Raw genomic sequence first — 24,456 nt, forward strand, 5'->3', positions numbered from 1 at the left:
TTAATAATCCAGTTGAGGCGCCGCATGTTTTTCATTGATCGTCTTTTGCAAGGCCGCAGGATTGTCACCAAGGTTCTAATTTTCGTGGTGCCGCTGGTGGTTCTGATCGCCGGTGTCGGCCTTGTCGGCTATCACACGGCCAATATTCTGAACGGCCATATGACCGTGACGCGCGCCACGATCGAGAATATAAGCGATTTCGAAAACCTACAGGCCGCCCTCCAGGAATTCACGGGGTCACCTTCCGATGATACGCGCCAGGCACTGGCGGAAAAGATCGACGCGCAGGAGCGGGGTGTCCTTCGTTTGAGCGGACTTTTAAGCGACGATCAGCGCGCCAAGATCGTTCCGGTCAGCGAGCTTGCCGCCAAGATGCGGACACAGCAAGCCACGCTTTGGTCTATCAGGCAGAAGCAGGATAGCGATGTCCAGGCCATCCAGAAGGCAGTGCAGAACATCGAGGCGACCGCCAAGGCCGCTGGCAAGCAGATCGACATCATCCGCAAGGACTTCAGCGACAAGGAAACCTTCGCCAAGGAACTGCTCTATGATGCCGCCGCTTATAAGGGCCTTTCGGAGAAGATGAGCAATCTGCGCATCCAGGTGCAAATGGCTGCCGACTCCACTGAGGAGATTTCGGACGCGCGCACCTACGCCGATGCGATCTTGAAGCAGGTGACAGTTTCAAAGGCGCTGGTTTCGAAGCGCGGTGCCGGCCTCGTCGCGAACGCCTCCGATGCTGCCGACAAGCTCGACGCGGTGTTGAAGAGCTCCGGCACGCCGGACCAGAAGGTCGAGGCGATGGGGCCGATCTTGCAGAGCTTTGTGAAGATCGAAGGCGAGATGACCCTGCAGTCGGCCAAGAACAGCGATACCGCCGCCGATCGTTTCGTCAGCCTGGACAAGATCATCGATGGCCAGAAAGAGCTTCTGGATCACGTCGATCAGGCACTTAGTCTCGTCGATCGCCTGATATTGCATGCCTCGCGCATGGAAAACGTTCGCGATGCAGCCTCCCGCGAACCGGTACTTGCGGATCTCAAGGATCTGCAGAGCATTGCCGCAAGGATTTCGGAACTCGGCCCGACCAACGCCACCATGCGTGATTTTGCGGCTCACATGAAGCCGCTGATCGAGGGCTTGACCAATGGATCGGCCGATCTGCTTCAGACGGCCGCCGACTGGAAGACGACGCGTGTTCAGTCCAATACCCTGCTGGCCGATGCCATGACCTCGCTACGCGGCTTTGTCGCCCAGGCACAGGAACTCGGCAAGGAAGACAGCGAGCGCTCGGCCAATGTCTCGGTCATCGCCATGATCGTCGGCACGCTGCTTGCCATCATCGGCGGCCTCATGCTGGTGGAAACCCTGCGCGGTCCGCTGAAGCGCGTCACCGACGTCATGACGCGCCTTGCCAGCGGCGACTTGGAAGTCGCGATCGACGGCCGCAATCGCGGAGACGAGATCGGCGACATGGTGCGCTCCGTCAGCGTCTTCCGCGATGCCGCGCTTGAAAATGTCCGGCTGGAGCGGGAGGCTGAAAGCGCCCGTGCGCTCTCCGCCGAAGAGGCTGCCCGCCGCGCCGCCGAGCGCGCCCGCATCGAAGCCGAGCAGAAGCAGGCGCTCAATGCATTGGCCGATGTTCTCGCCAAGCTTGCTGATGGCAACCTGGAAGAGGGCATGCGTGAGGATCTTTCCGCCGATTTCGTCGAAATGGCCTTCACCTACAATCACGCTGTCGAAGCCCTGCGCGAGACGCTGACGGATGTTCGCTACACGGCTGAGGAAATCAAGGGCGGCACTGGCAATCTTGCCATGTCGGCTGACGATCTGGCGCGGCGCACCGAACAGCAAGCGGCGGCCCTCGAAGAAAGCTCGCGCGCGCTGCATCGCCTTAGCGACGTCGTGCGCTCGACCGCCGATCGCGCACGGCAGACGGCGACTTCCGTCAATGAGACGCAGGCTTATGCGACGCAGTCCGGCGAGGTGGTGGCCAAGGCTGTGGGCGCCATGAGCGAAATCAATCGTTCCTCCGAGAAGATCGCCACGATCATCGGCGTCATTGACGAGATCGCTTTCCAGACCAACCTCCTTGCTCTGAATGCCGGTGTCGAGGCAGCCCGTGCCGGCGAAGCGGGCCGCGGCTTTGCCGTCGTCGCCCAAGAGGTGCGCGAACTGGCACAACGCTGTGCCAATGCGGCGAAAGAGATCAAGGGCCTGATTTCGGCAAGCTCCACTCAGGTGCGGAACGGCGTACATCTGGTCGAGCAGACCGGCGCTGCGCTGGCTGAGATCATCAACCATGTGACCGGCGTCCAGAGGCTCGTTGCCGATATTTCCTCTGCAACGACAGAGCAGTCGACCGGTATTGAGGAAGTGACCCGCGCCGTCTCGGAAGTCGAGCTGATCACGCAGCGCAACGCGGCCATGGTCGAGGAGAACAACGCGGAGATCCACGGCCTTCGCCAGCGCGTCGACATGCTGTCGGAAAAGATTGATCGCTTCCGCACTGGGGATGGCGAGGCGGAATATGCAGGCTATGGCAGTGCGGATGCGCGCTATCGTGCTGCATAAGGCTGTATCGATAGAAAGACCATCATGAATCGAAAAGCGCCGGGCCAAAGGTCCGGCGCTTTCCATTGAAGTCTGCTTTCCAATTACTGAATAGCGAGCGAATTATTGGCCGAGATGGAGCGTCTCACCATCTGCAGGAATGAGCAGCCGCGAGGGTTCGAGACCGCCTGCCTTTGCAGTCCGACGGAGATCCTGGCGCGTGATGGTCGCGTGATCGAGTGCTTCCATATGAGTTGCGACGATAGTCGCTTGCGGGGCGAGGCGGCTGACTTCGAGCGTCTGTTTGTCGTCCATGACGATCAGATCGCCATCCCAACGGGCGCCGCAGGAATGGGTGACGATGATATCGGGCGAGAATTCACGGATCGTTTCGGCGACTGGAGGGTAAAGCACGGTATCGCCAGCCCAATAGACGGTGGGTTCGCCATCGGCCTCTAGCGTGAATCCGATGACCGGGCCCATCTTTTCCACTACCGGTCCGACACCGTGGCTGCCCTGCCGCGGCGTGATTGTCAGCCCTTGCCAAGTGATCGATTGCGCAAGCGGGGTGACGTTTGTGAAGCCAGCGTCGCGGATACGTCCTTCATCACCGGGTTGGCAAAGGATCGGCAGTGTCTTCGGCACCCGCTCCTTGGCCACAGCATCGAAATGATCGGTATGCAGATGCGATACGATCACTAGCTCGACGCCCTGGAGAATCTCGTCGATCGAACGCGGCAGTTCCGTCATCGGATTGGGAGAGCGGCCGGTAAAGGACGGGAGACTGTGGCGCGGTGCAAAGTAAGGGTCGATCAGCAACACATGGCCGCCATAGGTGATCTTCAGCGTCGCGTTGCGAATAAGCTCAAGCTGCATGTAGATTGTCTCGATTAATTTAGCCGCCGGTAACGCTCATATGGCGAGCAACCGCCGGGCGGTTGTGCGTGCGGTCGATGATGAAGTCATGACCTTTAGGCTTGCGGGTAATGGCTTCGTCGATTGCGGCGTGGAGCAGGGCGTCATCCTCGCTTGCGCGCAGTGCTGTGCGCAGGTCGGCCGCATCGTTCTGCCCTAGGCACATGTAGAGCGTACCCGTGCAGGTGAGGCGCACGCGATTGCAGCTCTCGCAGAAATTATGAGTCATCGGCGTGATGAAGCCGAGGCGGCCGCCGGTCTCTGTAACTTGGACATAGCGGGCAGGACCACCCGTCTGGTAGGGGATATCAGTCAGCGTGAACTGACGTTCGAGATCGGTGCGCAATTGGGAGAGCGGCAGATATTGGTCGGTGCGATCCTCGTCTATCTCGCCCATGGGCATGGTCTCGATGATAGTCAGATCCATGCTACGGCCGTGCGCGAACCGCAGCAGATCGGGAATTTCGGTATCGTTGAAGCCTTTGAGCGCGACGGCATTCAGCTTGATCTTCAAGCCGGCCTTCTGCGCCGCGTCGATGCCTTCCATCACCTTGGAGAAATCTCCCCATCGGGTGATCGTGCGGAATTTATCGGGATCCAGAGTATCGAGCGACACGTTGATGCGCCGCACGCTGCTATCGTAAAGTTCTTCGGCGTGGCGCGCGAGCTGAGAACCGTTGGTCGTCAGGGTCAATTCGTCGAGTGCGCCATTTTTCACGCTCTCGCCGAGTTTGCGGACCAGAAACATGATATTCTTGCGCACCAGAGGTTCGCCGCCAGTGAGCCTGATCTTGCGCACGCCCTTGGCGATGAAGGCGGAACAGAGGCGGTCGAGTTCTTCGAGCGTCAGCAGATCCTTCTTGGGCAGGAAGGTCATGTGTTCGGCCATGCAGTAGGTGCAGCGGAAATCGCAGCGATCGGTGACTGAAACGCGCAAATAGGTCACCGCGCGCCCGAAAGGGTCAATCATCGGGCTTCTATCCGCTGCCAGCGGCGAGGCGCCGCCTATCGTACCGACAATGCTGTTCACTCAAATCTCCATCACGCTGCTAATGTGTGCATAGGCGATTGTTGCGTCAAGGAAAATGACTTTCAATTATACTTGCGCGTGGAGCTGTGGCGGCATAATTCTCGAAAACACACTGAAAGGCATGGGAAAATCGATGAGTGACGTTTGGCCGACCGAATTGCGGGTTTCGAAGGATCGCCGTCACCTCATGGTGACGTTCGATAACGGCGCGAGCTTCGACTTGCCGGCCGAGATGCTGCGGGTGCTGTCCCCCTCCGCCGAGGTCCAGGGACATGGGCCGGGGCAGAAGGTTACCGTCCCGGGCAAGCGCAATGTCGGGATCATGTCGATGACGCCAACCGGCAACTATGCTGTTCGCATCGGGTTCGACGACATGCACGATACCGGCATTTTCACATGGTCCTATCTGCGCGAGCTTGGAGAAAAGGGTCAGGAGCTTTTCGCGGCCTACGAGGCTGAGCTGAAGGAAAAGGGTCTGAGCCGGGACCCGGTTGGAAAGCCGCACTAGAAAATCTCCAGTAACGGACAGGGGACGCAAGCATGATCCTTGGGGGTAGGGAAAACTGGCTTCGCGCCAAGGGCAGCAAGAACGAGAGCAAGGTTTCATTCGTCGAGCTGTTTTTCGATCTGGTCTTCGTTTTCTCGATCTCGCAGCTTGCGCATGCGCTGGCCGAGCATTTCACCCCACTGGGGGCGCTCGAAGCCATCATGCTGATCTTTGCCGTATGGTGGGTCTGGGTTTTCACCGCGTGGGTGACGAACTGGCTCGATCCCGACCGTATGCCGGTGCGTATCATGCTGTTTACGCTGATGTTTGCGGGGCTTATCCTCTCCGCCGCCATACCCGAGGCTTTTGGCGAGAAAGCAATTTTCTTTGCCGGCGCCTACATCTTCATGCAGGTCGGGCGCTCGCTGTTTACCGTCTATGCCCTCAAGAATGCCAGCGCGGCTAACCATCGCAATTTCCTGCGGATCACCTGCTGGCTCGTCCTGTCCGGCATTTTCTGGATTTTGGGCGCGCTGATCGAAGGCGAGGCTCGTATTGTGCTTTGGCTGATCGCTCTCGTCATCGAATATTCGGCCCCTGCGCTCGGCTTCCGGGTGCCTGGGCTTGGCAAATCGACGCCGGCGGACTGGAACGTATCGGGCGCCCATCTGGCCGAACGTTGCGCGCTGTTCATCATCATTTGTCTCGGCGAGGCCGTTCTGCAGGCGGGCAAGACCTTTGCAGAGCAGCCGGTCACGCCGTTGATCGTGGCGGTGTTCATCACCGCCTTCGTCGGCACGGTTGCGTTGTGGTGGATTTACTTTCAGTTTGGTCATGAAAGGGCGGCCCATCGCATCGAGCATGACGACACGCCCGGCAGCCTCGCGCGGCAGGCATTCACCTACGCGCATATTCCGATCTTAGCCGGTATTATCCTGAGCGTCGTCGGAGACGAATTTCTCTTTGCTCATCCCCATGATGCAGCCGACATGCATGCCGCAGCTGCGCTACTCGGCGGACCGGCGGTCTTCCTGCTTGGAAATCTCTGGTTCAAAGGGGTAACCACCGGCAGGCCGCCGCTATCGCATATGGCGGGGCTTGTTGGGCTGGCGCTGTTGCTGCTTACTTTGCCGATGGTCGTCGTCTATCAGCTCGGCATTCTCGCCACGGCCGTGCTCGTCGTCGTCGCGATCTGGGAATTCGCCTCGTTGAACCGGGTTGTTCCTTCGGCGCGCTCGGCCGGCGATCATTGATCGCCAGCGAGCTCCAGCGGTTCACGCTCTTCCTGTAGCAGGAGGCTGACGACGCGCTCCATATGCAGGGTGATCGATTCGCACTCTTCGATCGGCGCATCCGAGAGCATCCGGTCGATGAGCGCGGTCTGGATGGTCATGGCTTCCTCAGTTACACGGCGCCCTTCCTCCGTCAGGTAGAGGCGGAGTACCCGCTTGTCGAGACGGTCGCCACGGCGTTCGATCAGCCCGCGCTTTTCCATCTGCGGCAACAGCATGCTCATGTTGGAACGGCCGACCAATAGCTTGCGGGCGAGTTCCTGCTGGGAAATGCCTTCAAAGCGAAACAGGTTGACGAGAATGTCGAGGTGCGGCGGCTTGATGTCGAGATGCGCCAATGCCCGTCCGAGTGATTGTTGCATCAGCTGGCAGGCGCGCGCCACGGCGATCCAGCTTCGAAAACGCGGATGGTCCCAGGGGAGGGATTGATTTTTGTTCATCGCTGTACTTTATTGTTCATAGTTGAACATTTTCGGATTCCCACTATGCCATCCTTTGCGCTCAAGGTCACCCGGTCGGGTCTCGCCGGTCTCGAAAGGCTGTCTCCGCGGCTGGCCGGCAAGGCGGCTTTCCAGCTTTTCTGTCTGACGCCATCGCGTCGACCCCGCGGCTCGAAGGCCAAGGCGGCGCATATGGAGGGCAGGCAGCGTCTTCTCGCGGCAGAGCAGATGATGCTGCCGTTTCACGGTGGCCGTGCCATGGCTTACCGGTTCAATGGCGGAGCCAAAGGACCGCGTAAGCGCTATCTCGTAGTCCATGGCTGGGGTTCTAGCAGTGAATACATGTCCGAACTGGCTGCATCCCTCGCCGACGACGGAGCAGAAGTGATCTCGCTCGATCTTCCCGGCCATGGGCGATCGGCCGGTCGATTCCTCAATGTGCGTTTGGCCGTCTCCGCTATCGCGGCAGCGTCGGCCCGTTTCGGAGCCTTCGATGCCGCCATCGGACACTCCTTCGGCGGTGCATCTCTCGCACTGGCGTCCGCGGGTTTTCTGCCTGATATCGAGCCGCTTCGGTCGGGCAGGCTGGTGCTGATCGGTGCGCCGAGTGCCATGGGCTGGCTCTTCAAAGATTTCGGCCGTCTAATGCGGCTTGGGCCGGCAACTCAGGCGGCCCTCGAAGACGAGGTTCGTCTGGTAACGGGCAGGACGCTTGCTTCTTATGACCAAAAGCGCGACCGACTCGATCCGAGCCGGCCGGTTCTCGTCATCCATGCAGAGGACGACAAAGAAGTGAGCGCCGATCACGCGCGCGGCTATGCCGCTGAGGGTGCGCATGTCCGCCTCTTCTGGGCCAACGGTTTCGGGCACCGGCGCATTGTGAGTGCAGCACCCGTGCTTGACGCAATCAAGAACTTCCTTGCCGAAGACCTCGAAGAGGAAAATCCGCTCGAAAATCGTGACGGGACGGTGCTATCGTTTTACCGAACCCCACTGCGTCGCTCGTCATAGCACTATCAGCGCCGCGCAGGCTTCGGGGTCGATCGCCACAAGGAGACGCGAGCAGCATGCGTATTGTTACCTCGGTCGAGGAACTGGAAGAGCTCTATGGTGACGTCGGCGAAGCGTCGATCACCAAAGTAACGAGCGTTCTGACACCGCTCTATCGCCGGATGATTGAAGCATCGCCCTTCATGGCATTGGCAACCGTCGGGCCTGAAGGGCTCGATTGCTCACCGCGTGGTGATCTGGGCGGCGTGGTGCGGGTGGAAGATGAGAAGACCCTGCATCTGCCGGATTGGCGCGGCAACAACCGCGTCGACTCGCTTGCGAATATCGTGCGCGATCCGCGCATAGCGCTGATGTTTCTCATCCCGGGATCGAATACGACTATGCGTCTCAATGGACGGGCGGTCGTCTCGATCGAGCCGGCTTTGCTCGACAGTTTCGAGATGGACGGGAAGCATCCGCGCTGCGTTGTCGTCATCACGATCGAGGAAGTCTATTTCCAGTGCGCACGGGCGGTGATGCGGGCCGAGCTGTGGAATGCGGAACGGTTCGTCGATCCGGCAAGCCTGCCGTCGCCGGGTATTATGCTCAAGGCGGCGAAGCCCGATTTCGATCAGGAGACCTATGACCGCGAGGCGCCGGCGCGAGCCGCCAAGACACTCTGGTAAGCAAGCCGCCGGCATGTCTGGGACGACAGCACCGGCGGTTGGTTGGCCTTGATTCTAATTTTTATAGATGAGCCAACTTTTGGTGAAATCCTTTTGCATGCCTTCCTGATAGATGCTGCTGCAGTTGCGGCCAGCATTCTTGGCGCAGTAAAGCGCCAGATCGGTCTTGTTATACAGTTCTCCTGAATCGGCTGCTTCCGAAGCCATGCAGATGCCGAGGGAAAGGGTAATCCGACCATAATCGACCCTGGTGCGCGAATTCTTGAACGGCGTCACTTCGAGGGTGCGACGTATCCGTTCGCAAACCGTCGTAACGTCCTCGATGCTGGTGGCTTCCAGAATGAGAGCGAATTCCTCACCGCCGACGCGGGCGACGAAAACGTCGCGCCGGACATTGGTGCGGATGATGGAAGCGACGGTGGCGAGAATCTTGTCGCCAACCGGGTGGCCGAACGTGTCGTTGATCCGCTTGAAGTGATCGATGTCGGCGAGCACCAGCGCCGTGGTCGGCCGGGTAAGTTGGTTGTCGAAGATGGAGATCAGCCGGTCCTCGAAGGCACGGCGGTTCGAAAGCCGGGTCAGTGAATCAGTGTTGGCGATGCGCTTGTATTCGTCCAACTCCTTGCGGACCAGATCCATTTCCTGGCTGCGCTCGACGACATGCTCGACAGTCTTTTCACCATGAGCCATCGTATCGCCGGTTGCCGCCGCGAGTATGTCAATGGCGCTACGCAGCAGTTCGGCGCTGTTGTGGCTTCTGGAGCTTATGCTTTGGCTGGTTTCGCCGAGCAGGCGGTTGTAGCTTTCGAGTGTTGTCTGTTCTTGATGCAGCGCACGCAGAACGGCATCGAGTTCGGAGGTGAGGCGGGTATGCGCTTCGTCGAAGACGCGGCCCGCATGATGCGGAAAATATTTGGCGCCGATCGCGTCCAGCTCTTCCTGGGTGGCACTTTTGCCGAGAGCTGCCAGTTCACGCGTGAGAGTGGGGTTGGAGCCGATATAAGCTTCGTAGAAAAGTTCATAATTGCGCGGAATGGGTGCGACCCCCATGGATCGCATGGCGTAGATAATCTGCCCTGCCATGTCGGGAATTTGCGCCTTTGGCGCAATCGCCGTACTCATCGGTGAGCTCCGTAACATGTATTTGTTAAATCTCTTCTTTATCTATGCAAAGATTCTTTGAGAAAATATTAAGAGTGTGGTTATGAAAAATCCCCCGCACAATGGTTTATTCGAAAATAATTGCAGTTGCAGAGCGGTTTTACAGAAAAGGGCGCCGATGCGCCCTTTTCGATATACTCAATCCAAATTGGCTATTCTATCCAAGGTTAAGTTCCTGAAAGAAATCATTGCCCTTGTCGTCAATGACGATAAAGGCAGGAAAATCTTCGACCTCGATCTTCCAGACTGCTTCCATGCCGAGTTCAGGATATTCGAGTACCTCAACCTTCTTGATGCAATCCTGGGCTAGGCGGGCAGCCGGACCACCGATCGAACCGAGGTAGAAGCCGCCATATGTCTTGCAGGCTTCACGTACGGCACGCGAGCGATTGCCCTTGGCAAGCATGACCATGGAGCCGCCGAATGACTGGAACTGGTCGACGTAACTGTCCATGCGGCCCGCGGTCGTCGGGCCGAAGGAACCGGAAGCATAGCCGGCCGGCGTTTTTGCCGGGCCGGCGTAATAGACCGGATGGTTCTTCAGGTATTCCGGCATGCCTTCGCCCTTTTCCAGGCGTTCGCGGATTTTGGCATGCGCCAGGTCGCGTGCCACGATGATCGTGCCGGTGAGGGACAGGCGCGTCTTGACCGGATGCTGCGATAGCTCGGCAAGGATATCGGCCATCGGCCGGTTGAGATCGATGCGGACCATGGATTCCGAGAGCTTGGCTTCATCGATCTCGGGCATGTATTTGGACGGATCGGTCTCGAGCTGTTCGATGAAGATGCCGTCACGCGTGATCTTGCCCTTGGCCTGGCGGTCGGCGGAACAGGAGACGCCGAGACCGATCGGCAGCGATGCGCCATGACGGGGCAGGCGGATAACGCGGACATCATGGCAGAAATACTTGCCGCCGAACTGGGCGCCGACGCCGAGGCTCTGCGTGAGCTTATGGATTTCTTTTTCCATTTCGATATCCCGGAAGGCATGTCCGCTTTCGGAGCCTTCCGTGGGAAGACAGTCGAGATACCGCGTCGAGGCGAGTTTGACCGTCTTCAGGTTCATCTCGGCCGAAGTACCGCCGATGACGATGGCGAGATGGTAGGGCGGACAGGCTGCCGTACCGAGCGTCAGAATCTTCTCCTTGAGAAAATCCAGCATGCGATCGTGGGTCAGCAGCGACGGCGTGCCCTGATAGAGGAATGTCTTGTTGGCCGAGCCGCCGCCCTTGGCGACGAAGAGGAACTCGTAGGCGTCGGTGCCTTCCTCATAAATGTCGATCTGTGCCGGGAGATTGTTCCTGGTGTTCTTTTCCTCGAACATCTTGATCGGCGCGAGCTGCGAGTAGCGCAGGTTCTTCTTTTCATAGGCGTCGAGTACGCCCTTTGCCAGCGCGCCGCTGTCGCCCCCCTCGGTCCAGACGCGGCGGCCTTTCTTGGCCATGATGATAGCCGTGCCGGTGTCCTGACACATGGGAAGCACGCCGCCGGCGGCGATATTGGCATTCTTCAGCAAATCGTAGGCGACGAAACGGTCGTTATCGGTCGCCTCCGGGTCTTCCAGGATCGAGGCGAGTTGCTTCAGGTGGCCAGGGCGCAGCAGGTGGTTGATGTCGGCAAAGGCCGTTTCAGCCAGCAGACGAATGCCCTCGGGATCGACGGTCAGGATTTCCTGGCCCTTGAAAGTGTCGACGGAAACATAATCGCCGGAAATCTTGCGATAGGGGGTCGTGTCGTCGCCGAGGGGAAATAGATCGTCAGCCATGTGGGAAACCTTTCAAGCCGGATGGCGGGGAAGATGTTTGGAAACGATCTAAATCCGGCTTGAGGCAAAAGCAATTGCTTGGCTGATAAGTCGAAACTTCAAAGTGGGGTTCGTTGATTGAGCATACTCAGTTCAGATGGGTCTTCCAATGGCGAAACCTTGTGCCGGCCTCTCACCCTCTCGCCGCATTGCGGGAGAGGGTGAGAGGCCATGCAAACGACTGCAACACCGGAGAACATGTCTTGACGATCACCGTCCAGTCATATCACTTTGGCCCGATCATCGTCTCCGGCCGGACGATCGCATCATATTCTTCCGATGATACCAATCCGCTCGCCAGCGCTTCTTCCTTCAGGGTCGTGCCGTTCTTATGGGCCGTCTTAGCGATCTTGGCGGCGTTATCATAGCCGATCTTTGGCGCCAGCGCGGTCACCAGCATCAGGGAGCGCTCCAGGCCGGCCTTGATATTGTCTTCGCGCGCCTCGATGCCGACAACGCAATTGTCGGTGAAGGAGACCGCGGCGTCGCCGAGCAATTGCACCGACTGCAGAAAATTATAGGCCATCATCGGATTGTAGACGTTGAGCTCGAAGTGGCCCTGGCTGCCGGCAAAGGTGAGCGCGGCATTGTTGCCGAAGATATGAATGCAGACCTGCGTCAGCGCCTCGCATTGCGTCGGATTGACCTTGCCCGGCATGATCGACGAGCCCGGCTCATTTTCCGGCAGTGACAGTTCGCCAAGGCCGGAGCGCGGGCCGGAGCCAAGCAGGCGGATGTCGTTGGCGATCTTGAAGAGGGCGGCTGCTGCCGCGTTGATGGCGCCATGGCTGAAGACCATCGAGTCGTGGGCAGCCAGCGCTTCGAACTTGTTCGGGGCAGTAACGAAGGGCAGGCCGGTGATTTTGGCGATTTCGTCGGCAACCTTCTCGGCAAAGCCGATCGGCGCATTGAGGCCGGTTCCGACCGCCGTGCCGCCCTGCGCGAGTTCGCAAAGGCCCGGCAGCGTCAGCTCGATGCGCTTGATGGAGGAGGCGACCTGGGCAGCATAGCCGGAAAATTCCTGGCCGAGCGTCAGCGGCGTTGCATCCTGCGTATGAGTGCGGCCGATCTTGATGATATGGGCGAAGTCGGCGACTTTCTTTTCCAGGGCCGCGTGCAAGTGCCTGAGTGCCGGAAGCAGATGATGGACGATCTGTTCGGCGCAGGCGATGTGCATGGCCGTCGGATAGGTGTCGTTGGACGACTGGCTCATGTTGACGTGATCGTTCGGATGTACAGGCTTCTTCGAACCCATGACACCGCCGAGCATCTCGATCGCGCGATTGGAGATCACTTCGTTGGCATTCATGTTCGACTGCGTGCCCGAGCCGGTCTGCCAGACCACAAGCGGAAAATGCTCATTGAGCTTTCCGTCGATGACTTCCTGCGCCGCCGCGACGATCGCTTTGCCGAGGGTCGGATCCAACTGGCCGAGTTCCATGTTGGCGCGTGCGGCTGCCTGCTTGACGATGCCGAGGGCGCGCACGACCGATAGCGGTTGCTTTTCCCAGCCGATCTTGAAATTGCCGAGCGAGCGTTGCGCCTGCGCGCCCCAGTAACGGTCGCTGGCGACCTCGATCGGACCAAAAGTATCGGTTTCGGTGCGGGTGGACGGCATGTTCCTGATCCTGCTTTCCATTGAGACGGATAGCAGCTCATATAGGTCCGAAAGGGCCTCATGAAAATATTAAAGCGCCATTTGATGACTGACTTAGTCATGTTTCCGCCGGGTGCGACGTGCTCTTTTTAACACGCCCCGCATATATTAACGGACACGCATTTTCGGGTGCTTAAAAAGTCCTCGAAAATTCAATAAAGCATTAACCAATAATTTCATATTTTTGTGTGGACTGAGCCGCGAAAGACGCCACTGCTTCGTCACATGAAGTTGAGGCATTGAACGAAAGGCGGGCCTCGCCGTTTTCATAGTGTGAGTATACGATGTCGAAGACATCGCGGCAGAGTTGAAAACAGCACCGTCAAGCTCGAAGCTACCGCACGATACAGGGACTGATTAGAGAATGAAACTTGCCTCCAAAGCCACAGCATCTGTCCTGGCTCTTTCCTGCTGCCTTTCCTCGATAGGCGCAACCTCTGCAAGTGCCATGACCCTCATGGATTTCATCCGTGGCGGTCAGGGTCGTCAGCAGAGCACGCAGGTTTCAGCTCCTGTTCCCGTCAATCCTGTGCAGACGCTGGATCCTTCCCAGCCTCCGCGGGTCAAGCAGCCGCTGCCGACTGTCGATGCGCCGAAATATTATACCTATAAAGCCGACCAGATGCGCCTGGTGTCGACAGCGCATTTCGCGGATCCGGTGGTGACCGGTGCCGTTGCAGACGCTTCTCCCTCGCCGGTCGCAATCGATGCCGGGATTTCGCAGCGCCGCTATCTGGCAGATGCGCGCGTCATGGCAACGAACGATATCGCCAAGGCGATCGAAGCCTATTATGCCGATCAGAGCAAGCCGCTTCTCTGGGTTACCGATCACGCCGTCAGCGACAAGGCAAAGGCTGCCATGGCAACTCTTGCCGATGCGGGTTCCGTCGGCCTCGACCCCGCGGATTACGCCGTGACACTGCCCAGCGCCGATGTGGAAAATGCCGATCCGGTCATGCGCGATCGTGCGCTTATGCAATTCGAGCTGGCGCTGTCGAGCAAGATACTCATGTTCGTTCAGGATACGGTTCGCGGTCGCCTCGACCCGAACAAGATTTCCGGCTATCACGACTTCAAGCGCAAGGACGTCAATCTGACAGCGATGCTGGACGTATTGCGCTCCAGCCCTGATGTCGCAGCTTATCTTAACAGCCGCAACCCATCCAATCAGCAGTTCCTCGCTCTGAAGGCGGAACTTGCGAAGCTGCGTGCTGAATCCGGATCGGACGGCAGCCATATCTCCATTTCGCTGACGGGAACTCTGAAGCCGGGCGGCAGCTCCCCGGAAATGGCCAACATCGTCAAGGCGATCCAGCACCGCGGATCGGATGCGCTGAAGGCTGCCCATGCCGATCTTTTCGATGCCTATCTGGGTACGCCGGACTATACGCCCGAACTCGTGTCGCTGGTTGAAGACTTCCAGCGCGAGAAGGGTCTGACGGCTGACGGCGTGATCGGCTCGTCCTCCGTTCGCGCCATGGTCGGCGAGAACAATGACGTGAAGATCCAGAAGCTGGTCATCGCCATGGAGCAGCTGCGCTGGCTGCCGCCTGAGCTTGGCCCGCGCTATGTCTTCATCAACCAGCCGGCCTTCATGGTCTATTACTACAATAACAACCAGGAGCAGCTGTCGATGCGCGTCGTCGTCGGCAGCAAGCAGCACCAGACCTTCTTCTTCGAAAATCAGGTGCAGACGGTTGAATTCAATCCGTTCTGGGGCGTTCCGCAGTCGATCATCATCAACGAGATGCTGCCGAAGTTGCGTTCCGATCCAAACTATCTTGACCGGATGGGCTATCAGGTCGAAGTCGGCGGCCGTGCTGTCGCATCCTCCAGCGTCGACTGGTACGGCTCGACGAAGAGCATTTCGGTTCGCCAGCCGCCGAGCAGCGACAACGCACTCGGTGAATTGAAGATTCTCTTCCCGAATTCGCATGCGATCTACATGCACGATACGCCGCAGAAGAGCTTCTTCAAGAAGGATATGCGCGCACTCAGCCACGGCTGCGTCCGTCTTGCGGATCCGCGCGCGATGGCCGCCGCCGTGCTGAACACTACGGTCGATGATGTCGCCAAGCAGATCGCCACCGGCCAGAACAAGGCTGTGGCCGTGCCGCAGAAATTCCCGATCTACATCGCCTATTTCACAGCCTGGCCGAACAAGGACGGCGTCATCCAGTATTTCAACGACGTCTACGATCGCGATGCCGCCACGCTGAAGGCGCTCGATGCGACCTCAAAGGCACGCACTGCCCAGATCTAAAGTCTGTTCAGCGGAGAAAACGAACAAGGGCGGCCCCATCGGTCGCCCTTTTTGTCGTCTGTCGTAAGGGAATGTCACCCGGTTCTACCGGGCGATTCAGTTCAATTCTTCGCCTCGATTCGCCACTCCCGGCCGCCGAAGGTGACGTCGAAGCGCGAGAGGAAGGAGCGACCGAGCAGCCCGTCGACCTCCGTGCCAAGTGCTGCGTTGTCGTCGAGAACCACGGCCGTGATATCGCTAGCCTGGACATGCCCGACCTTCACAGTAGTCGCCGTTGTGCGTGTGGCTTGAGAGAGGCCGTTTGCCGTTTGAAGAGATATTCCATTGTCGCCGTCGACCGGCAGCTTGGCTCGCGCGGCGAAGGCTTTGCTCATCGCCACGAAGCTTGCACCGGTGTCGACGATGAAAACGCCCTCTGTGTCATTGACAAAGACCCTGGCAAGGATGACGTTCTTGCCCTGCGTCGGAAAGCGGTCGCTGCCGGTGGCGTAGGTCGAGGCGCATTTGCCCATGGTTTCATAGAGTTTAATGATCCCACGCACGACCGCTGTGTCATTGCGGTCGGGATTGGTGGAAACCCAAAGCTGAAGCGGCCCGATCGCCTCGCAATATTCACCAAGCTCGCGGTAGCTGGCGGAGATTCCCTCAAATACCGCGCTATTCAGTATCGCGATATTGTCGGTAAGGCCGATGACCGAATAGTAGTCATCGATGGCGTCCCGATATTTCTTGGCATTTTGGCGAATTCGCGCACGCTGGAAATAGAAATCAGGCATTCCCGGTGACATTGCTATCACTTGGTTCGAGACTTTCAGTGCTTCGTCGAAGTCGCTGAGATCGTCCAGAATTTGGGCGGCCGAGCTCAGGGCGATATTCGACGGTTTGCACTTGTCGGAGAAGGCAATGAAGACTTTGGCCGCTTCTCGGCGATAGCCCTGCTTCGCTAGCTCATCTGCGAATTTGTAAACTGCATTCCAATCACAATGCTCTCGCCGCAGCATATCGAGATCGGCTGCCATCGCAGGTCTGCCTGCAACAACGCTCGGCAAAGGTGCGATGTCAAAATGCTCATAGACCGCGGTCAGAGCGGGATCGGGTTTAGCGCCGGCTCCGGTTTCCGTCTCGACGTATCCTATAATGCGGTCGCCATAGATGTAGAACCAAATACCTGCGCATAGTCCAGCGCAGATGATCAGCGTTCGGACAATGGGCGCAAACCACCCCCTGCGGCTTGGCAATCTACCGGCATTGCGGTCTTCGGGATCTGCTACGAGCAAGGGGGAGCGCTCCGCTATCGAGTGATCGTCCCGCCTCGGCAACATCGCGCAGGGGGCGTTTCACCCGCGCGGTCTTGATACTGATAGCAGAACGTCGATAAGTTGTGATGGAGGCGCGTGAATCACGCAAGGCCCGTTACAACCGCGCCATTCGAACCAACAGGAATTTTAGTGTTTTCAGGCCGCCAGCAGTCCCTCGACCAGTTCCGGCGTTAGCTCGTCATAATGATAGATGATGCGGTTCGGGCCGAGCGTTTCCACGCCAACGTCGGAATAGCCGAAGGGGACGGCGACCGACGGCACGCCGGCATTGCGGGCGACGAGGATGTCGTTGATGCTGTCGCCGATCATGATCGTGCGGGCGATATCGCCGCCGGCGCGTTCGACCGTGCCGATCAGGTGCTCGGCATTCGGCTTGCGCACGGTAAATGTATCGCCGCCGGTAATGGCCTCGAAGTAATGGGTCAGCTTCAGCCGGTCGAGCAGGGTGCGCGCCAGCGATTCCATCTTGTTGGTGCAGACAGCGAGCTTGTAGCCTTGGCTCTTCAGCGTATCGAGGGCTGCGAGCAGCCCCGGGTAAGGCTGCGTGACCCCTGGCATCGTTTCGGAATAATGAGTGATGAAGCGCTGCAGGAGGCTGGGCAACTCTTCCGATGTCAGCGTATAGCCATGCAGCTTGCAAGCCCGCTCGATCATCACCTGCGCACCGTTGCCGACAAGATGCGTCACGTCGTCATAGCTGACCGGCGGAAGCTGGAGTGCGGCAATCGTATGGTTCAGGCTGACGATGAGGTCCGCATGCGTGTCGAGCAGCGTGCCGTCGAGATCGAATACGACAAGGGGAGATTTCACGAGGAATCGGCCTTTGCAGAGGAAAAAGTGCGTCTTTGGGAGTTAAAAGATCACGGGGGTAATTGCAACTGAAGTGCCGGAAAGCCTTGGCGGGAAGGGGCCGGGGATTTCTATGTCATGCCGTTATTTTGGCTTTCGTTTGGCTGGAGAGCCGTGTAAACAGCAGACCAACGTAACAATGGGAGCAGGTGGCGCATGGACGCCCGCCAGATGAAAATCGAGGCTGCCAGAGCCGCGCTCGCTCATGTCGAGAGCGGCATGCGGCTCGGGATCGGCACCGGCAGCACGGCGGAGGAGTTCGTTCGCCTGCTCGCTGAAAAGGTTGCGGCCGGCCTTACGATCCAAGGAGTTCCGACGTCCGAGAGGACAGCCAAGCTCTGCAACGAACTCGGCGTCCCGTTGAAATCCCTGGATGAGCTTCCGGAACTTGATTTGACCATCGATGGCGCCGACGAGCTGGATGGCGCGCTGACGTTGATCAAAGGTGGCGGCGGGGCGCTGTTGCGCGAGAAGATCGTTGCGGCGTCGTCAGCCCGCATGATCGTTATTGCGGATCAGAGCAAGGTTGTTGAGACGCTCGGCGCATATCCATTGCCTATCGAAGTCAACCCCTTCGGTCTCGTTTCCACTCGCGTCCTCATCGAGAAGGCGGCATCACGCATCGGTCTTTCCGGCGCGCTCAACATGCGCCGCTCCGGCGACAGCCTCTTTGTCACCGATGGGGGGCATTACATCGTCGATGCATCTTTCGGCCGCATTCCTGATGCAGAGGCGCTGTCGAACGAGCTCTATTCGATTCCCGGCGTTGTCGAACACGGGCTCTTTATCCATATGGCGACATTAGCGATCATTGCCGGTCCCGCCGGCGCGCGCACGTTGCAGGCGAACAATACATAGGAGCACTTATCTCATGATCAAATTTGCGGGTCTTGGCCGTCTTGCCGCTGCAACCATTCTTGTTTCCGGCATTGCCTTCGGTTCCGTCAACGCTCAGGAAGTTTCCGAGGATCAGATCAAGGCTGCCCGCGCCGCGATCAATGCTCTCGGCATCACCAACCAGTTCGACAATATTCTGCCGAACCTTGCCGAGCAGTTGAAGAGCACGATGATCCAGGCAAACCCGAATTTCGGCGATGCGATCAACTCGACCGTTGATGCCACCGCGCTCGCGCTCGCACCGCGTCGTGCCGATCTGGAGCGTGAAGCTGCCATCACCTATGCCAAGGCTTTCTCGGCCGACGAACTGAAGGCGATCGCCGATTTCTACGGTTCGCCGGCAGGCAAGAAGCTTCTCAAGGATGGTCCGCTCGCCACCCGCGAACTCTACAAGGCCGCCGATATCTGGAGCCAGGGCATTTCGCGCGATCTCGCAAAGCAGAGCAACGATGCCCTGCAGAAGGTCGTCAAGCAGCCGGTCGTTACACCGGATGCTGGCGCGGCCGCTCAGCCGGCTGGTGCTGCGACGCAGCCGGCAGGGAAGAAATAGTAAGTTGCAATTCCTTGGGGCGGCAGCACCTGGGCGAGTTTCAATTTGGAGCGTCATAGCCGCCAGTCACAAATTCGAAGCCCGGATCTCGATTCCGGGCTTTTCTTTTTATGTCCCGACTTCCTATATGAGTGCGACCCCCATTGGCGCCTCGCGCGCATCTGACGTCTACAGGAGCGATCCATGCCTTCGTTTGATTTCGACCTTTTCGTGATTGGCGGCGGCTCCGGCGGCGTGCGCAGTGCGCGCGTGGCCGCATCGCTCGGCAAGAAGGTCGGCATCGCCGAGGAATATCGCTATGGCGGCACCTGCGTCATTCGCGGTTGCGTGCCGAAGAAGCTCTTCGTCTATGCCTCGCAGTATAGCGAGCACTTCGAGGACGCGGCCGGTTTCGGCTGGACGGTCGGCGAAAGCAGCTTCGACTGGAAGAAGCTGATCGAGGCGAAGGATAAGGAAATTGCCCGCCTGGAAGGCCTCTATCGCAAGGGGCTCGATAATGCCAAGGCCGAGATCTTCGATACCCGCGCGGAGCTGGTGGATGCCCATACGGTCAAGCTGCTGAAGACAGGGCAGACCGTGACCGCCGAGACTATCGTGATTGCGACTGGCGGTCGGCCGAACCTGCATACGGCGCTGCCGGGTCATGAGCTTTGTATCTCTTCGAATGAAGCCTTCCATCTGAAGGAATTGCCGAAGTCCATCCTCATCGCCGGCGGCGGCTACATCGCTGTCGAATTCGCCAATATCTTCCACGGCCTCGGAGTCGAGACGACGCTGATCTATCGTGGCGCCGAGATCCTGTCACGCTTCGACCACGACCTGCGCAAAGGTCTTCATGAAGCCATGGAGGAGAAGGGCATTCGCATTCTCTGCCACGACATCATCGAGAATGTCGAGAAGGCGGAGGGTAGGCTCCACGTCCGGACGAAGAACGACAAGGTGCTGACGGTCGATACCGTCATGCTGGCGCTGGGTCGTACGCCGAACACCGAAAATCTCGGGCTTGAGGCCGCCGGCGTCGCGATCAACGAGCAGGGCGCCATTATCGTCGACGAATATTCGCGCACTTCCGTTCCGAATATCTTCGCTCTCGGTGACGTCACCGACCGGGTACAGCTTACGCCCGTGGCGATCCACGGGGCCATGTGCTTCATCGAGACCGTCTACAAGGACAATCCGACCCGGCCGGACCACGAACTCATTCCGACGGCCGTCTTCTCGCAGCCGGAGATCGGTACCGTCGGCCTGACCGAGGATGATGCTGCCAAGCGCTATCCTGAACTCGAGGTCTATCGCGCCCAGTTCCGGCCGATGAAGGCGACGCTTTCGGGCCGAGCCGAGAAGATGATCATGAAGCTGATCGTCAATACCGCGGACCGCAAGGTGATCGGCGCCCATATTCTCGGTCACGATGCCGGCGAGATGGCGCAGCTTCTCGGCATTACGCTGAAGGCGGGCTGCACCAAAGACGATTTCGACCGCACCATGGCGGTGCATCCCACGGCGGCGGAAGAATTGGTGACGATGTATTCGCCGAGCTACCGCATCCGTAACGGCGAACGCGTGTAACGCGTCTGTTTTCGCGCCGATTTCGGCTGCACCATAAAAGATTCGCACAGTAGTTTGCTGCCTTTGCAAGTTGGCGGCAAAGGTTTATAAGCGCGCGTTATTTACGACGACGGGCCGCCCGACCAAGATCGGGCGCATCAGCAGGTGAGTGAGATGGCACAGAATTGGACCCCGAGCAGTTGGCGGCAGAAACCGATCCAGCAGGTGCCGGATTTTCCGGACAAGGCAGCGCTGGCAGAGACCGAAGCCCAACTTGCAAGCTATCCGCCGCTCGTTTTTGCCGGTGAAGCCCGTCGCCTCAAGGCGCATCTCGCCAACGTCGCAGAGGGCAACGGTTTCCTGCTGCAGGGTGGCGATTGCGCTGAGAGCTTCGCCGAGCATGGCGCCGATACGATCCGCGACTTCTTTCGCGCCTTCCTGCAGATGGCGGTCGTGCTGACCTTCGGTGCGCAGCTGCCGGTCGTCAAGGTCGGCCGCATTGCCGGCCAGTTCGCCAAGCCGCGCTCGTCGAACATCGAAACGCAGAATGGCATCTCGCTGCCGAGCTATCGCGGCGACATCATCAACGGCATCGATTTCACCGAAGAGGCTCGCATTCCCAATCCGGAGCGTCAGATGATGGCTTACCGCCAGTCTGCCGCGACGCTGAACCTGCTGCGCGCCTTCGCGATGGGCGGTTATGCCAACCTCGAAAACGTGCAGAAGTGGATGCTCGGCTTCGTCAAGGACAGCCCGCAGGGCGAGCGCTACCGCAAGCTTGCCGACCGCATCGGCGAGACCATGGATTTCATGCGCGCGATCGGCATCACTGCCGAGAGCAATGCGAGCCTGCGCGAAACCGATTTCTTCACCAGCCACGAAGCGCTGCTGCTTGGCTATGAAGAAGCCTTCACCCGCGTCGATTCCACGACCGGCGACTGGTATGCGACCTCCGGCCACATGCTCTGGATCGGCGATCGCACGCGCCAGGCCGATCACGCCCATGTCGAATATTTCCGCGGCATTAAGAACCCGATCGGTCTGAAGTGCGGTCCTTCGCTGCAGGCGGATGATCTCCTAAACCTTATCGATATCCTGAATCCGGAGAATGAAGCCGGCCGTCTGACGCTGATCTGCCGTTTCGGTCACGACAAGGTTGCGGACAACCTGCCGCGCCTCATCCGTGCTGTCGAGAAGGAAGGCCGCAAGGTCGTCTGGTCCTGCGATCCGATGCATGGCAACACGATCACGCTCAACAACTACAAGACGCGTCCGTTCGAGCGTATCCTGTCGGAAGTCGAAAGCTTCTTCCAGATCCATCGTGCTGAAGGCACGCATCCGGGCGGCATCCATATTGAAATGACCGGCAAGGACGTGACCGAATGCACGGGCGGCGCCCGCGCCGTCGGCGCCGAGGATCTTCAGGATCGCTATCACACGCATTGCGACCCCCGCCTCAATGCCGACCAGGCGCTGGAACTTGCCTTCCTGCTCGCCGAGCGGATGAAGGGTGGCCGCGACGAGAAGCGTATGCGCGCGCATGGCTGAGTGAAGCCGCATTCATGATTTATCGGACGGGCTGGCGAAAACCGGCCCGTTTCGTTTGGAGCGATCAATCCAACTGAAAGGCGCTTCATTTCTTTGAGATTGACCCGAATGCCGTTCTCGGAAAGGCTGGCTCAAAACAAGGGAGCGATGATGAGCGACGAGCATACGGGGGCTTGCCTTTGCGGCAGCATACGTTTCAGGACACGCGGTAAACTGCGCGAGGTTGTTGCCTGCCATTGTTCGCAGTGCCGCAAGCAGACGGGGCTCTATTACGCCGCAACCAATGTTCCGCGCGAAAATCTCGTCATCGAGGGAGAAGAGGCGATCAGCTGGTATCGTGCCAGCACATTCGCCCGCCGCGGTTTCTGCAAGACCTGCGGCTCGGCTCTGTTCTGGGTAGCCGATGGCGTCGATGAGATATCGATCATGGCGGGACTGTTCGATCAGCCGAGCGGCCTTGAGATGGGCTATCATATCTATTGCGCCGACAAGGGCGATTATTACGAGATCAGCGACGGACTGCCGCAATATCGGCAGGGGCGACCGGGATTGCTGACGGCCGGTCCTTCAGATTGACCTTCACAAGATGCCTTTTTCGGCCATCAGCCCGAGCAGTTTGGCGATCTCTTCGCGGACGAGCTAACGGTTCCGTCAGCATCCGCATATCGACTTCAGAACGTGCTCTTATACCGCGCATGCGAGTGATGCGATCTTTGATAAATGCGCAAGAAGGAAGGCGGTTGCGGAACAAAGAGGGCATCGCTAAATGTATGGCATGACAGAGCAAAGCCAGATTACCCAAACCATCCGTATCGCCGTCGCGCAGCTCAATCCGACGGTCGGCGACGTCTCCGGCAATCTCGCCAAGGCGCGGGAGGCCCGCGCCGAAGCAGCGCGCGAAGGCGCGCAGCTCCTGCTGCTGACGGAATTGTTCATTTCCGGCTATCCGCCGGAAGATCTCGTGCTGAAGCCGGCCTTCATTCGCGCTTGTTGGAAAGCGGTCGAGGCTCTCGCTACGGATACGGCCGATGGCGGCCCCGGCGTCATTATCGGCTTTCCCCGGCAGGACGCTACGGGCCGCTACAATTCGATTGCCGTGCTCGACAGCGGCCAGGTGATTGCGGTCCGTGACAAGGTAGACCTGCCGAACTACGGCGAGTTCGACGAAAAGCGCGTCTTCGACCAAGGGGCCATGCCGGGCCCGGTCAATTTCCGTGGCGTGCGGCTGGGTATCCCGATCTGCGAGGACATCTGGGGCGAGCTTGGCGTCTGCGAGACGCTGGCCGAAAGCGGTGCCGAAATTCTTCTGTCGCCGAACGGCTCACCCTATTATCGCGGCAAGGTCGATGTGCGCCATCAGGTCGTGCTGAAGCAGGTTATCGAGACGGGCCTACCGATGATCTATGCCGCCCAGCTCGGCGGTCAGGACGAACTGGTTTTCGATGGCGCCAGCTTCGGTTTCAATGCAGACAAGACCCTGGCCTTCCAGATGAGCCAGTTCGAGACCGCGCTTGCAGTGACGACCTGGAAGAAGAACGGTGACGGCTGGCACTGCGCTGAAGGTCCGATGGCTCATATTCCGGAAGGCGAGGAGGCGGATTATCGCGCCTGCCTGCTGGGCTTCCGCGACTATGTCAACAAGAATGGCTTCAAGTCGGTCGTGCTTGGCCTGTCCGGCGGTATCGACTCTGCGATCTGCGCGGCCATTGCCGTCGATGCGCTTGGCGAAGAACGTGTGCGCACCGTCATGCTGCCCTATCGCTATACCTCGCAGGATTCGTTGAAGGATGCGGCCGATTGCGCCAAGGCACTCGGCTGCCGTTACGATATCGTGCCGATCGAGGATCCCGTCACCGGCTTCAGCTCGGCCTTATCAGATCTCTTTGAAGGCACCGAAAGCGGCATCACCGAGGAAAACCTGCAGAGCCGCGCACGCGGTACGATCCTGATGGCGATCTCCAACAAGTTCGGCTCGATGGTCGTGACGACGGGTAACAAGTCGGAAATGTCTGTCGGATACGCCACACTCTATGGCGATATGAACGGCGGCTTCAACCCGATCAAGGATCTTTACAAGATGCAGGTCTATGCGCTGTCGCGCTGGCGCAACCTGCATGTGCCGCCGGGCGCGCTTGGCCCCTCGGGCGAGGTCATTCCCCACAACATCATCGACAAGGCGCCTTCAGCGGAGTTGAGGCCAAACCAGACGGACCAGGATTCGCTGCCACCCTATCCGGTGCTTGACGATATCCTCGAATGCCTGGTGGAAAAGGAAATGTCGGTGGAGGAGATCGTGGCCCGGGGCCATGATGTCGCGACCGTGCATCGCGTCGAGCACCTGCTCTACCTCGCCGAATACAAGCGCCGCCAATCGGCGCCTGGCGTGAAGATCACCAAGAAGAATTTCGGTCGCGACCGTCGCTATCCGATCACCAACCGGTTTCGCGATCGCTAATCGCGGTATCCA

20 protein-coding genes are annotated in these 24,456 nt (G+C 58.9%); 12 read left to right on the top strand and 8 right to left on the bottom strand.

Features of this window, described 5'->3' with window-relative positions:
- Positions 1-24 precede the first annotated feature (24 nt).
- The gene (locus tag ACYJRZ_RS04560; protein ID WP_459456499.1) at positions 25-2,574 is read left to right on the top strand and encodes a methyl-accepting chemotaxis protein; all 2,550 of its coding nucleotides are present in this window, start codon (positions 25-27) and stop codon (positions 2,572-2,574) included.
- A gap of 102 nt (positions 2,575-2,676) precedes the next feature.
- Here the strand turns inward: ACYJRZ_RS04560 and ACYJRZ_RS04565 are convergent, their stop codons facing one another.
- A complete protein-coding gene (locus ACYJRZ_RS04565; RefSeq protein ID WP_459456501.1) occupies positions 2,677-3,429 on the bottom strand; it encodes an MBL fold metallo-hydrolase in 753 nt (250 codons plus the stop codon).
- Positions 3,430-3,448: 19 nt separating this feature from the next.
- Positions 3,449-4,498: a GTP 3',8-cyclase MoaA gene (moaA, locus tag ACYJRZ_RS04570; RefSeq protein WP_459456503.1), complete on the bottom strand. Its 1,050-nt coding sequence runs from the start codon at positions 4,496-4,498 to the stop codon at positions 3,449-3,451.
- Positions 4,499-4,631: 133 nt separating this feature from the next.
- Between moaA and ACYJRZ_RS04575 the strand changes: the two genes are divergently transcribed.
- Positions 4,632-5,006: a gamma-butyrobetaine hydroxylase family protein gene (locus ACYJRZ_RS04575; RefSeq protein WP_112334830.1), complete on the top strand. Its 375-nt coding sequence runs from the start codon at positions 4,632-4,634 to the stop codon at positions 5,004-5,006.
- Positions 5,007-5,038: 32 nt separating this feature from the next.
- Positions 5,039-6,238 carry a low temperature requirement protein A gene (locus ACYJRZ_RS04580; protein WP_459456505.1) on the top strand — a complete coding sequence of 400 codons (1,200 nt, stop codon included), beginning with the start codon at positions 5,039-5,041 and terminating at the stop codon, positions 6,236-6,238.
- Here the strand turns inward: ACYJRZ_RS04580 and ACYJRZ_RS04585 are convergent.
- Positions 6,232-6,717, bottom strand: a complete 486-nt coding sequence (locus tag ACYJRZ_RS04585; protein WP_145630981.1) for a MarR family winged helix-turn-helix transcriptional regulator — start codon at positions 6,715-6,717, stop codon at positions 6,232-6,234. The two genes, ACYJRZ_RS04580 and ACYJRZ_RS04585, sit on opposite strands and share 7 nt — an antisense overlap.
- A gap of 45 nt (positions 6,718-6,762) precedes the next feature.
- Here ACYJRZ_RS04585 and ACYJRZ_RS04590 point away from each other — a divergent pair, with 45 nt between their 5' ends.
- Both ACYJRZ_RS04590 and ACYJRZ_RS04595 read left to right on the top strand, forming a co-directional pair.
- The gene (locus tag ACYJRZ_RS04590; RefSeq protein WP_459456508.1) at positions 6,763-7,728 is read left to right on the top strand and encodes an alpha/beta hydrolase; all 966 of its coding nucleotides are present in this window, start codon (positions 6,763-6,765) and stop codon (positions 7,726-7,728) included.
- 56 nt (positions 7,729-7,784) lie between these two features.
- Complete coding sequence (locus tag ACYJRZ_RS04595; protein ID WP_459456510.1) at positions 7,785-8,393, top strand: pyridoxamine 5'-phosphate oxidase family protein; 609 nt, start codon at positions 7,785-7,787, stop codon at positions 8,391-8,393.
- Between the two features lie 54 nt (positions 8,394-8,447).
- On the opposite strand, the gene ACYJRZ_RS04600 is transcribed toward ACYJRZ_RS04595, so the two are convergent.
- The 3 genes from ACYJRZ_RS04600 to fumC all read right to left on the bottom strand — a co-directional run bounded on the left by ACYJRZ_RS04600 (position 8,448) and on the right by fumC (position 12,976).
- On the bottom strand, positions 8,448-9,515 hold the full coding sequence (locus ACYJRZ_RS04600; protein WP_459456512.1) for a GGDEF domain-containing protein: 1,068 nt from the start codon (positions 9,513-9,515) through the stop codon (positions 8,448-8,450).
- Positions 9,516-9,711: 196 nt separating this feature from the next.
- Positions 9,712-11,319: a fumarate hydratase gene (locus tag ACYJRZ_RS04605; protein ID WP_459456514.1), complete on the bottom strand. Its 1,608-nt coding sequence runs from the start codon at positions 11,317-11,319 to the stop codon at positions 9,712-9,714.
- Between the two features lie 265 nt (positions 11,320-11,584).
- Positions 11,585-12,976, bottom strand: a complete 1,392-nt coding sequence (gene fumC, locus ACYJRZ_RS04610) for a class II fumarate hydratase (RefSeq protein WP_459456516.1) — start codon at positions 12,974-12,976, stop codon at positions 11,585-11,587.
- 403 nt (positions 12,977-13,379) lie between these two features.
- Here fumC and ACYJRZ_RS04615 point away from each other — a divergent pair, with 403 nt between their 5' ends.
- A complete protein-coding gene (locus tag ACYJRZ_RS04615; RefSeq protein ID WP_459456518.1) occupies positions 13,380-15,278 on the top strand; it encodes a L,D-transpeptidase family protein in 1,899 nt (632 codons plus the stop codon).
- A 101-nt stretch (positions 15,279-15,379) separates the two neighbouring features.
- On the opposite strand, the gene ACYJRZ_RS04620 is transcribed toward ACYJRZ_RS04615, so the two are convergent.
- Entirely contained in the window at positions 15,380-16,555 is a 1,176-nt protein-coding gene (locus ACYJRZ_RS04620; RefSeq protein ID WP_459456520.1) for a TIGR02281 family clan AA aspartic protease, read from the bottom strand.
- A gap of 177 nt (positions 16,556-16,732) precedes the next feature.
- Positions 16,733-17,407, bottom strand: coding sequence for an HAD family hydrolase (locus ACYJRZ_RS04625; protein ID WP_459456522.1), 675 nt, complete (start codon positions 17,405-17,407; stop codon positions 16,733-16,735).
- 195 nt (positions 17,408-17,602) lie between these two features.
- Between ACYJRZ_RS04625 and rpiA the strand changes: the two genes are divergently transcribed.
- The 6 genes from rpiA (at position 17,603) to ACYJRZ_RS04655 (ending at position 24,444) form a co-directional block, all read left to right on the top strand.
- On the top strand, positions 17,603-18,304 hold the full coding sequence (rpiA, locus tag ACYJRZ_RS04630) for a ribose-5-phosphate isomerase RpiA (RefSeq protein WP_459456524.1): 702 nt from the start codon (positions 17,603-17,605) through the stop codon (positions 18,302-18,304).
- 13 nt (positions 18,305-18,317) lie between these two features.
- Positions 18,318-18,893 carry a DUF2059 domain-containing protein gene (locus tag ACYJRZ_RS04635; protein WP_459456526.1) on the top strand — a complete coding sequence of 192 codons (576 nt, stop codon included), beginning with the start codon at positions 18,318-18,320 and terminating at the stop codon, positions 18,891-18,893.
- A gap of 183 nt (positions 18,894-19,076) precedes the next feature.
- Complete coding sequence (gor, locus tag ACYJRZ_RS04640) at positions 19,077-20,462, top strand: glutathione-disulfide reductase (RefSeq protein ID WP_459456528.1); 1,386 nt, start codon at positions 19,077-19,079, stop codon at positions 20,460-20,462.
- 153 nt (positions 20,463-20,615) lie between these two features.
- On the top strand, positions 20,616-21,989 hold the full coding sequence (locus tag ACYJRZ_RS04645; protein ID WP_459456530.1) for a class II 3-deoxy-7-phosphoheptulonate synthase: 1,374 nt from the start codon (positions 20,616-20,618) through the stop codon (positions 21,987-21,989).
- A gap of 150 nt (positions 21,990-22,139) precedes the next feature.
- On the top strand, positions 22,140-22,565 hold the full coding sequence (locus tag ACYJRZ_RS04650) for a GFA family protein (protein ID WP_459456939.1): 426 nt from the start codon (positions 22,140-22,142) through the stop codon (positions 22,563-22,565).
- A 199-nt stretch (positions 22,566-22,764) separates the two neighbouring features.
- Positions 22,765-24,444: an NAD+ synthase gene (locus ACYJRZ_RS04655; RefSeq protein ID WP_459456941.1), complete on the top strand. Its 1,680-nt coding sequence runs from the start codon at positions 22,765-22,767 to the stop codon at positions 24,442-24,444.
- Positions 24,445-24,456 lie beyond the last annotated feature (12 nt).

The organism is Rhizobium sp. No.120, assembly GCF_054558365.1.

Coding starts and splice junctions, on each gene's coding strand:
- ACYJRZ_RS04600 (WP_459456512.1), bottom strand. CDS start 9,515: ATGAGTACGGCGATTGCGCCAAAGGCGCAAATTCCCGACATGGCAGGG.
- ACYJRZ_RS04645 (WP_459456530.1), top strand. CDS start 20,616: ATGGCACAGAATTGGACCCCGAGCAGTTGGCGGCAGAAACCGATCCAG.
- fumC (WP_459456516.1), bottom strand. CDS start 12,976: ATGCCGTCCACCCGCACCGAAACCGATACTTTTGGTCCGATCGAGGTC.
- gor (WP_459456528.1), top strand. CDS start 19,077: ATGCCTTCGTTTGATTTCGACCTTTTCGTGATTGGCGGCGGCTCCGGC.
- ACYJRZ_RS04575 (WP_112334830.1), top strand. CDS start 4,632: ATGAGTGACGTTTGGCCGACCGAATTGCGGGTTTCGAAGGATCGCCGT.
- ACYJRZ_RS04590 (WP_459456508.1), top strand. CDS start 6,763: ATGCCATCCTTTGCGCTCAAGGTCACCCGGTCGGGTCTCGCCGGTCTC.
- ACYJRZ_RS04650 (WP_459456939.1), top strand. CDS start 22,140: ATGAGCGACGAGCATACGGGGGCTTGCCTTTGCGGCAGCATACGTTTC.
- ACYJRZ_RS04580 (WP_459456505.1), top strand. CDS start 5,039: ATGATCCTTGGGGGTAGGGAAAACTGGCTTCGCGCCAAGGGCAGCAAG.
- ACYJRZ_RS04605 (WP_459456514.1), bottom strand. CDS start 11,319: ATGGCTGACGATCTATTTCCCCTCGGCGACGACACGACCCCCTATCGC.
- ACYJRZ_RS04655 (WP_459456941.1), top strand. CDS start 22,765: ATGACAGAGCAAAGCCAGATTACCCAAACCATCCGTATCGCCGTCGCG.
- ACYJRZ_RS04635 (WP_459456526.1), top strand. CDS start 18,318: ATGATCAAATTTGCGGGTCTTGGCCGTCTTGCCGCTGCAACCATTCTT.
- rpiA (WP_459456524.1), top strand. CDS start 17,603: ATGGACGCCCGCCAGATGAAAATCGAGGCTGCCAGAGCCGCGCTCGCT.
- ACYJRZ_RS04565 (WP_459456501.1), bottom strand. CDS start 3,429: ATGCAGCTTGAGCTTATTCGCAACGCGACGCTGAAGATCACCTATGGC.
- ACYJRZ_RS04595 (WP_459456510.1), top strand. CDS start 7,785: ATGCGTATTGTTACCTCGGTCGAGGAACTGGAAGAGCTCTATGGTGAC.
- ACYJRZ_RS04560 (WP_459456499.1), top strand. CDS start 25: ATGTTTTTCATTGATCGTCTTTTGCAAGGCCGCAGGATTGTCACCAAG.
- ACYJRZ_RS04615 (WP_459456518.1), top strand. CDS start 13,380: ATGAAACTTGCCTCCAAAGCCACAGCATCTGTCCTGGCTCTTTCCTGC.
- ACYJRZ_RS04585 (WP_145630981.1), bottom strand. CDS start 6,717: ATGAACAAAAATCAATCCCTCCCCTGGGACCATCCGCGTTTTCGAAGC.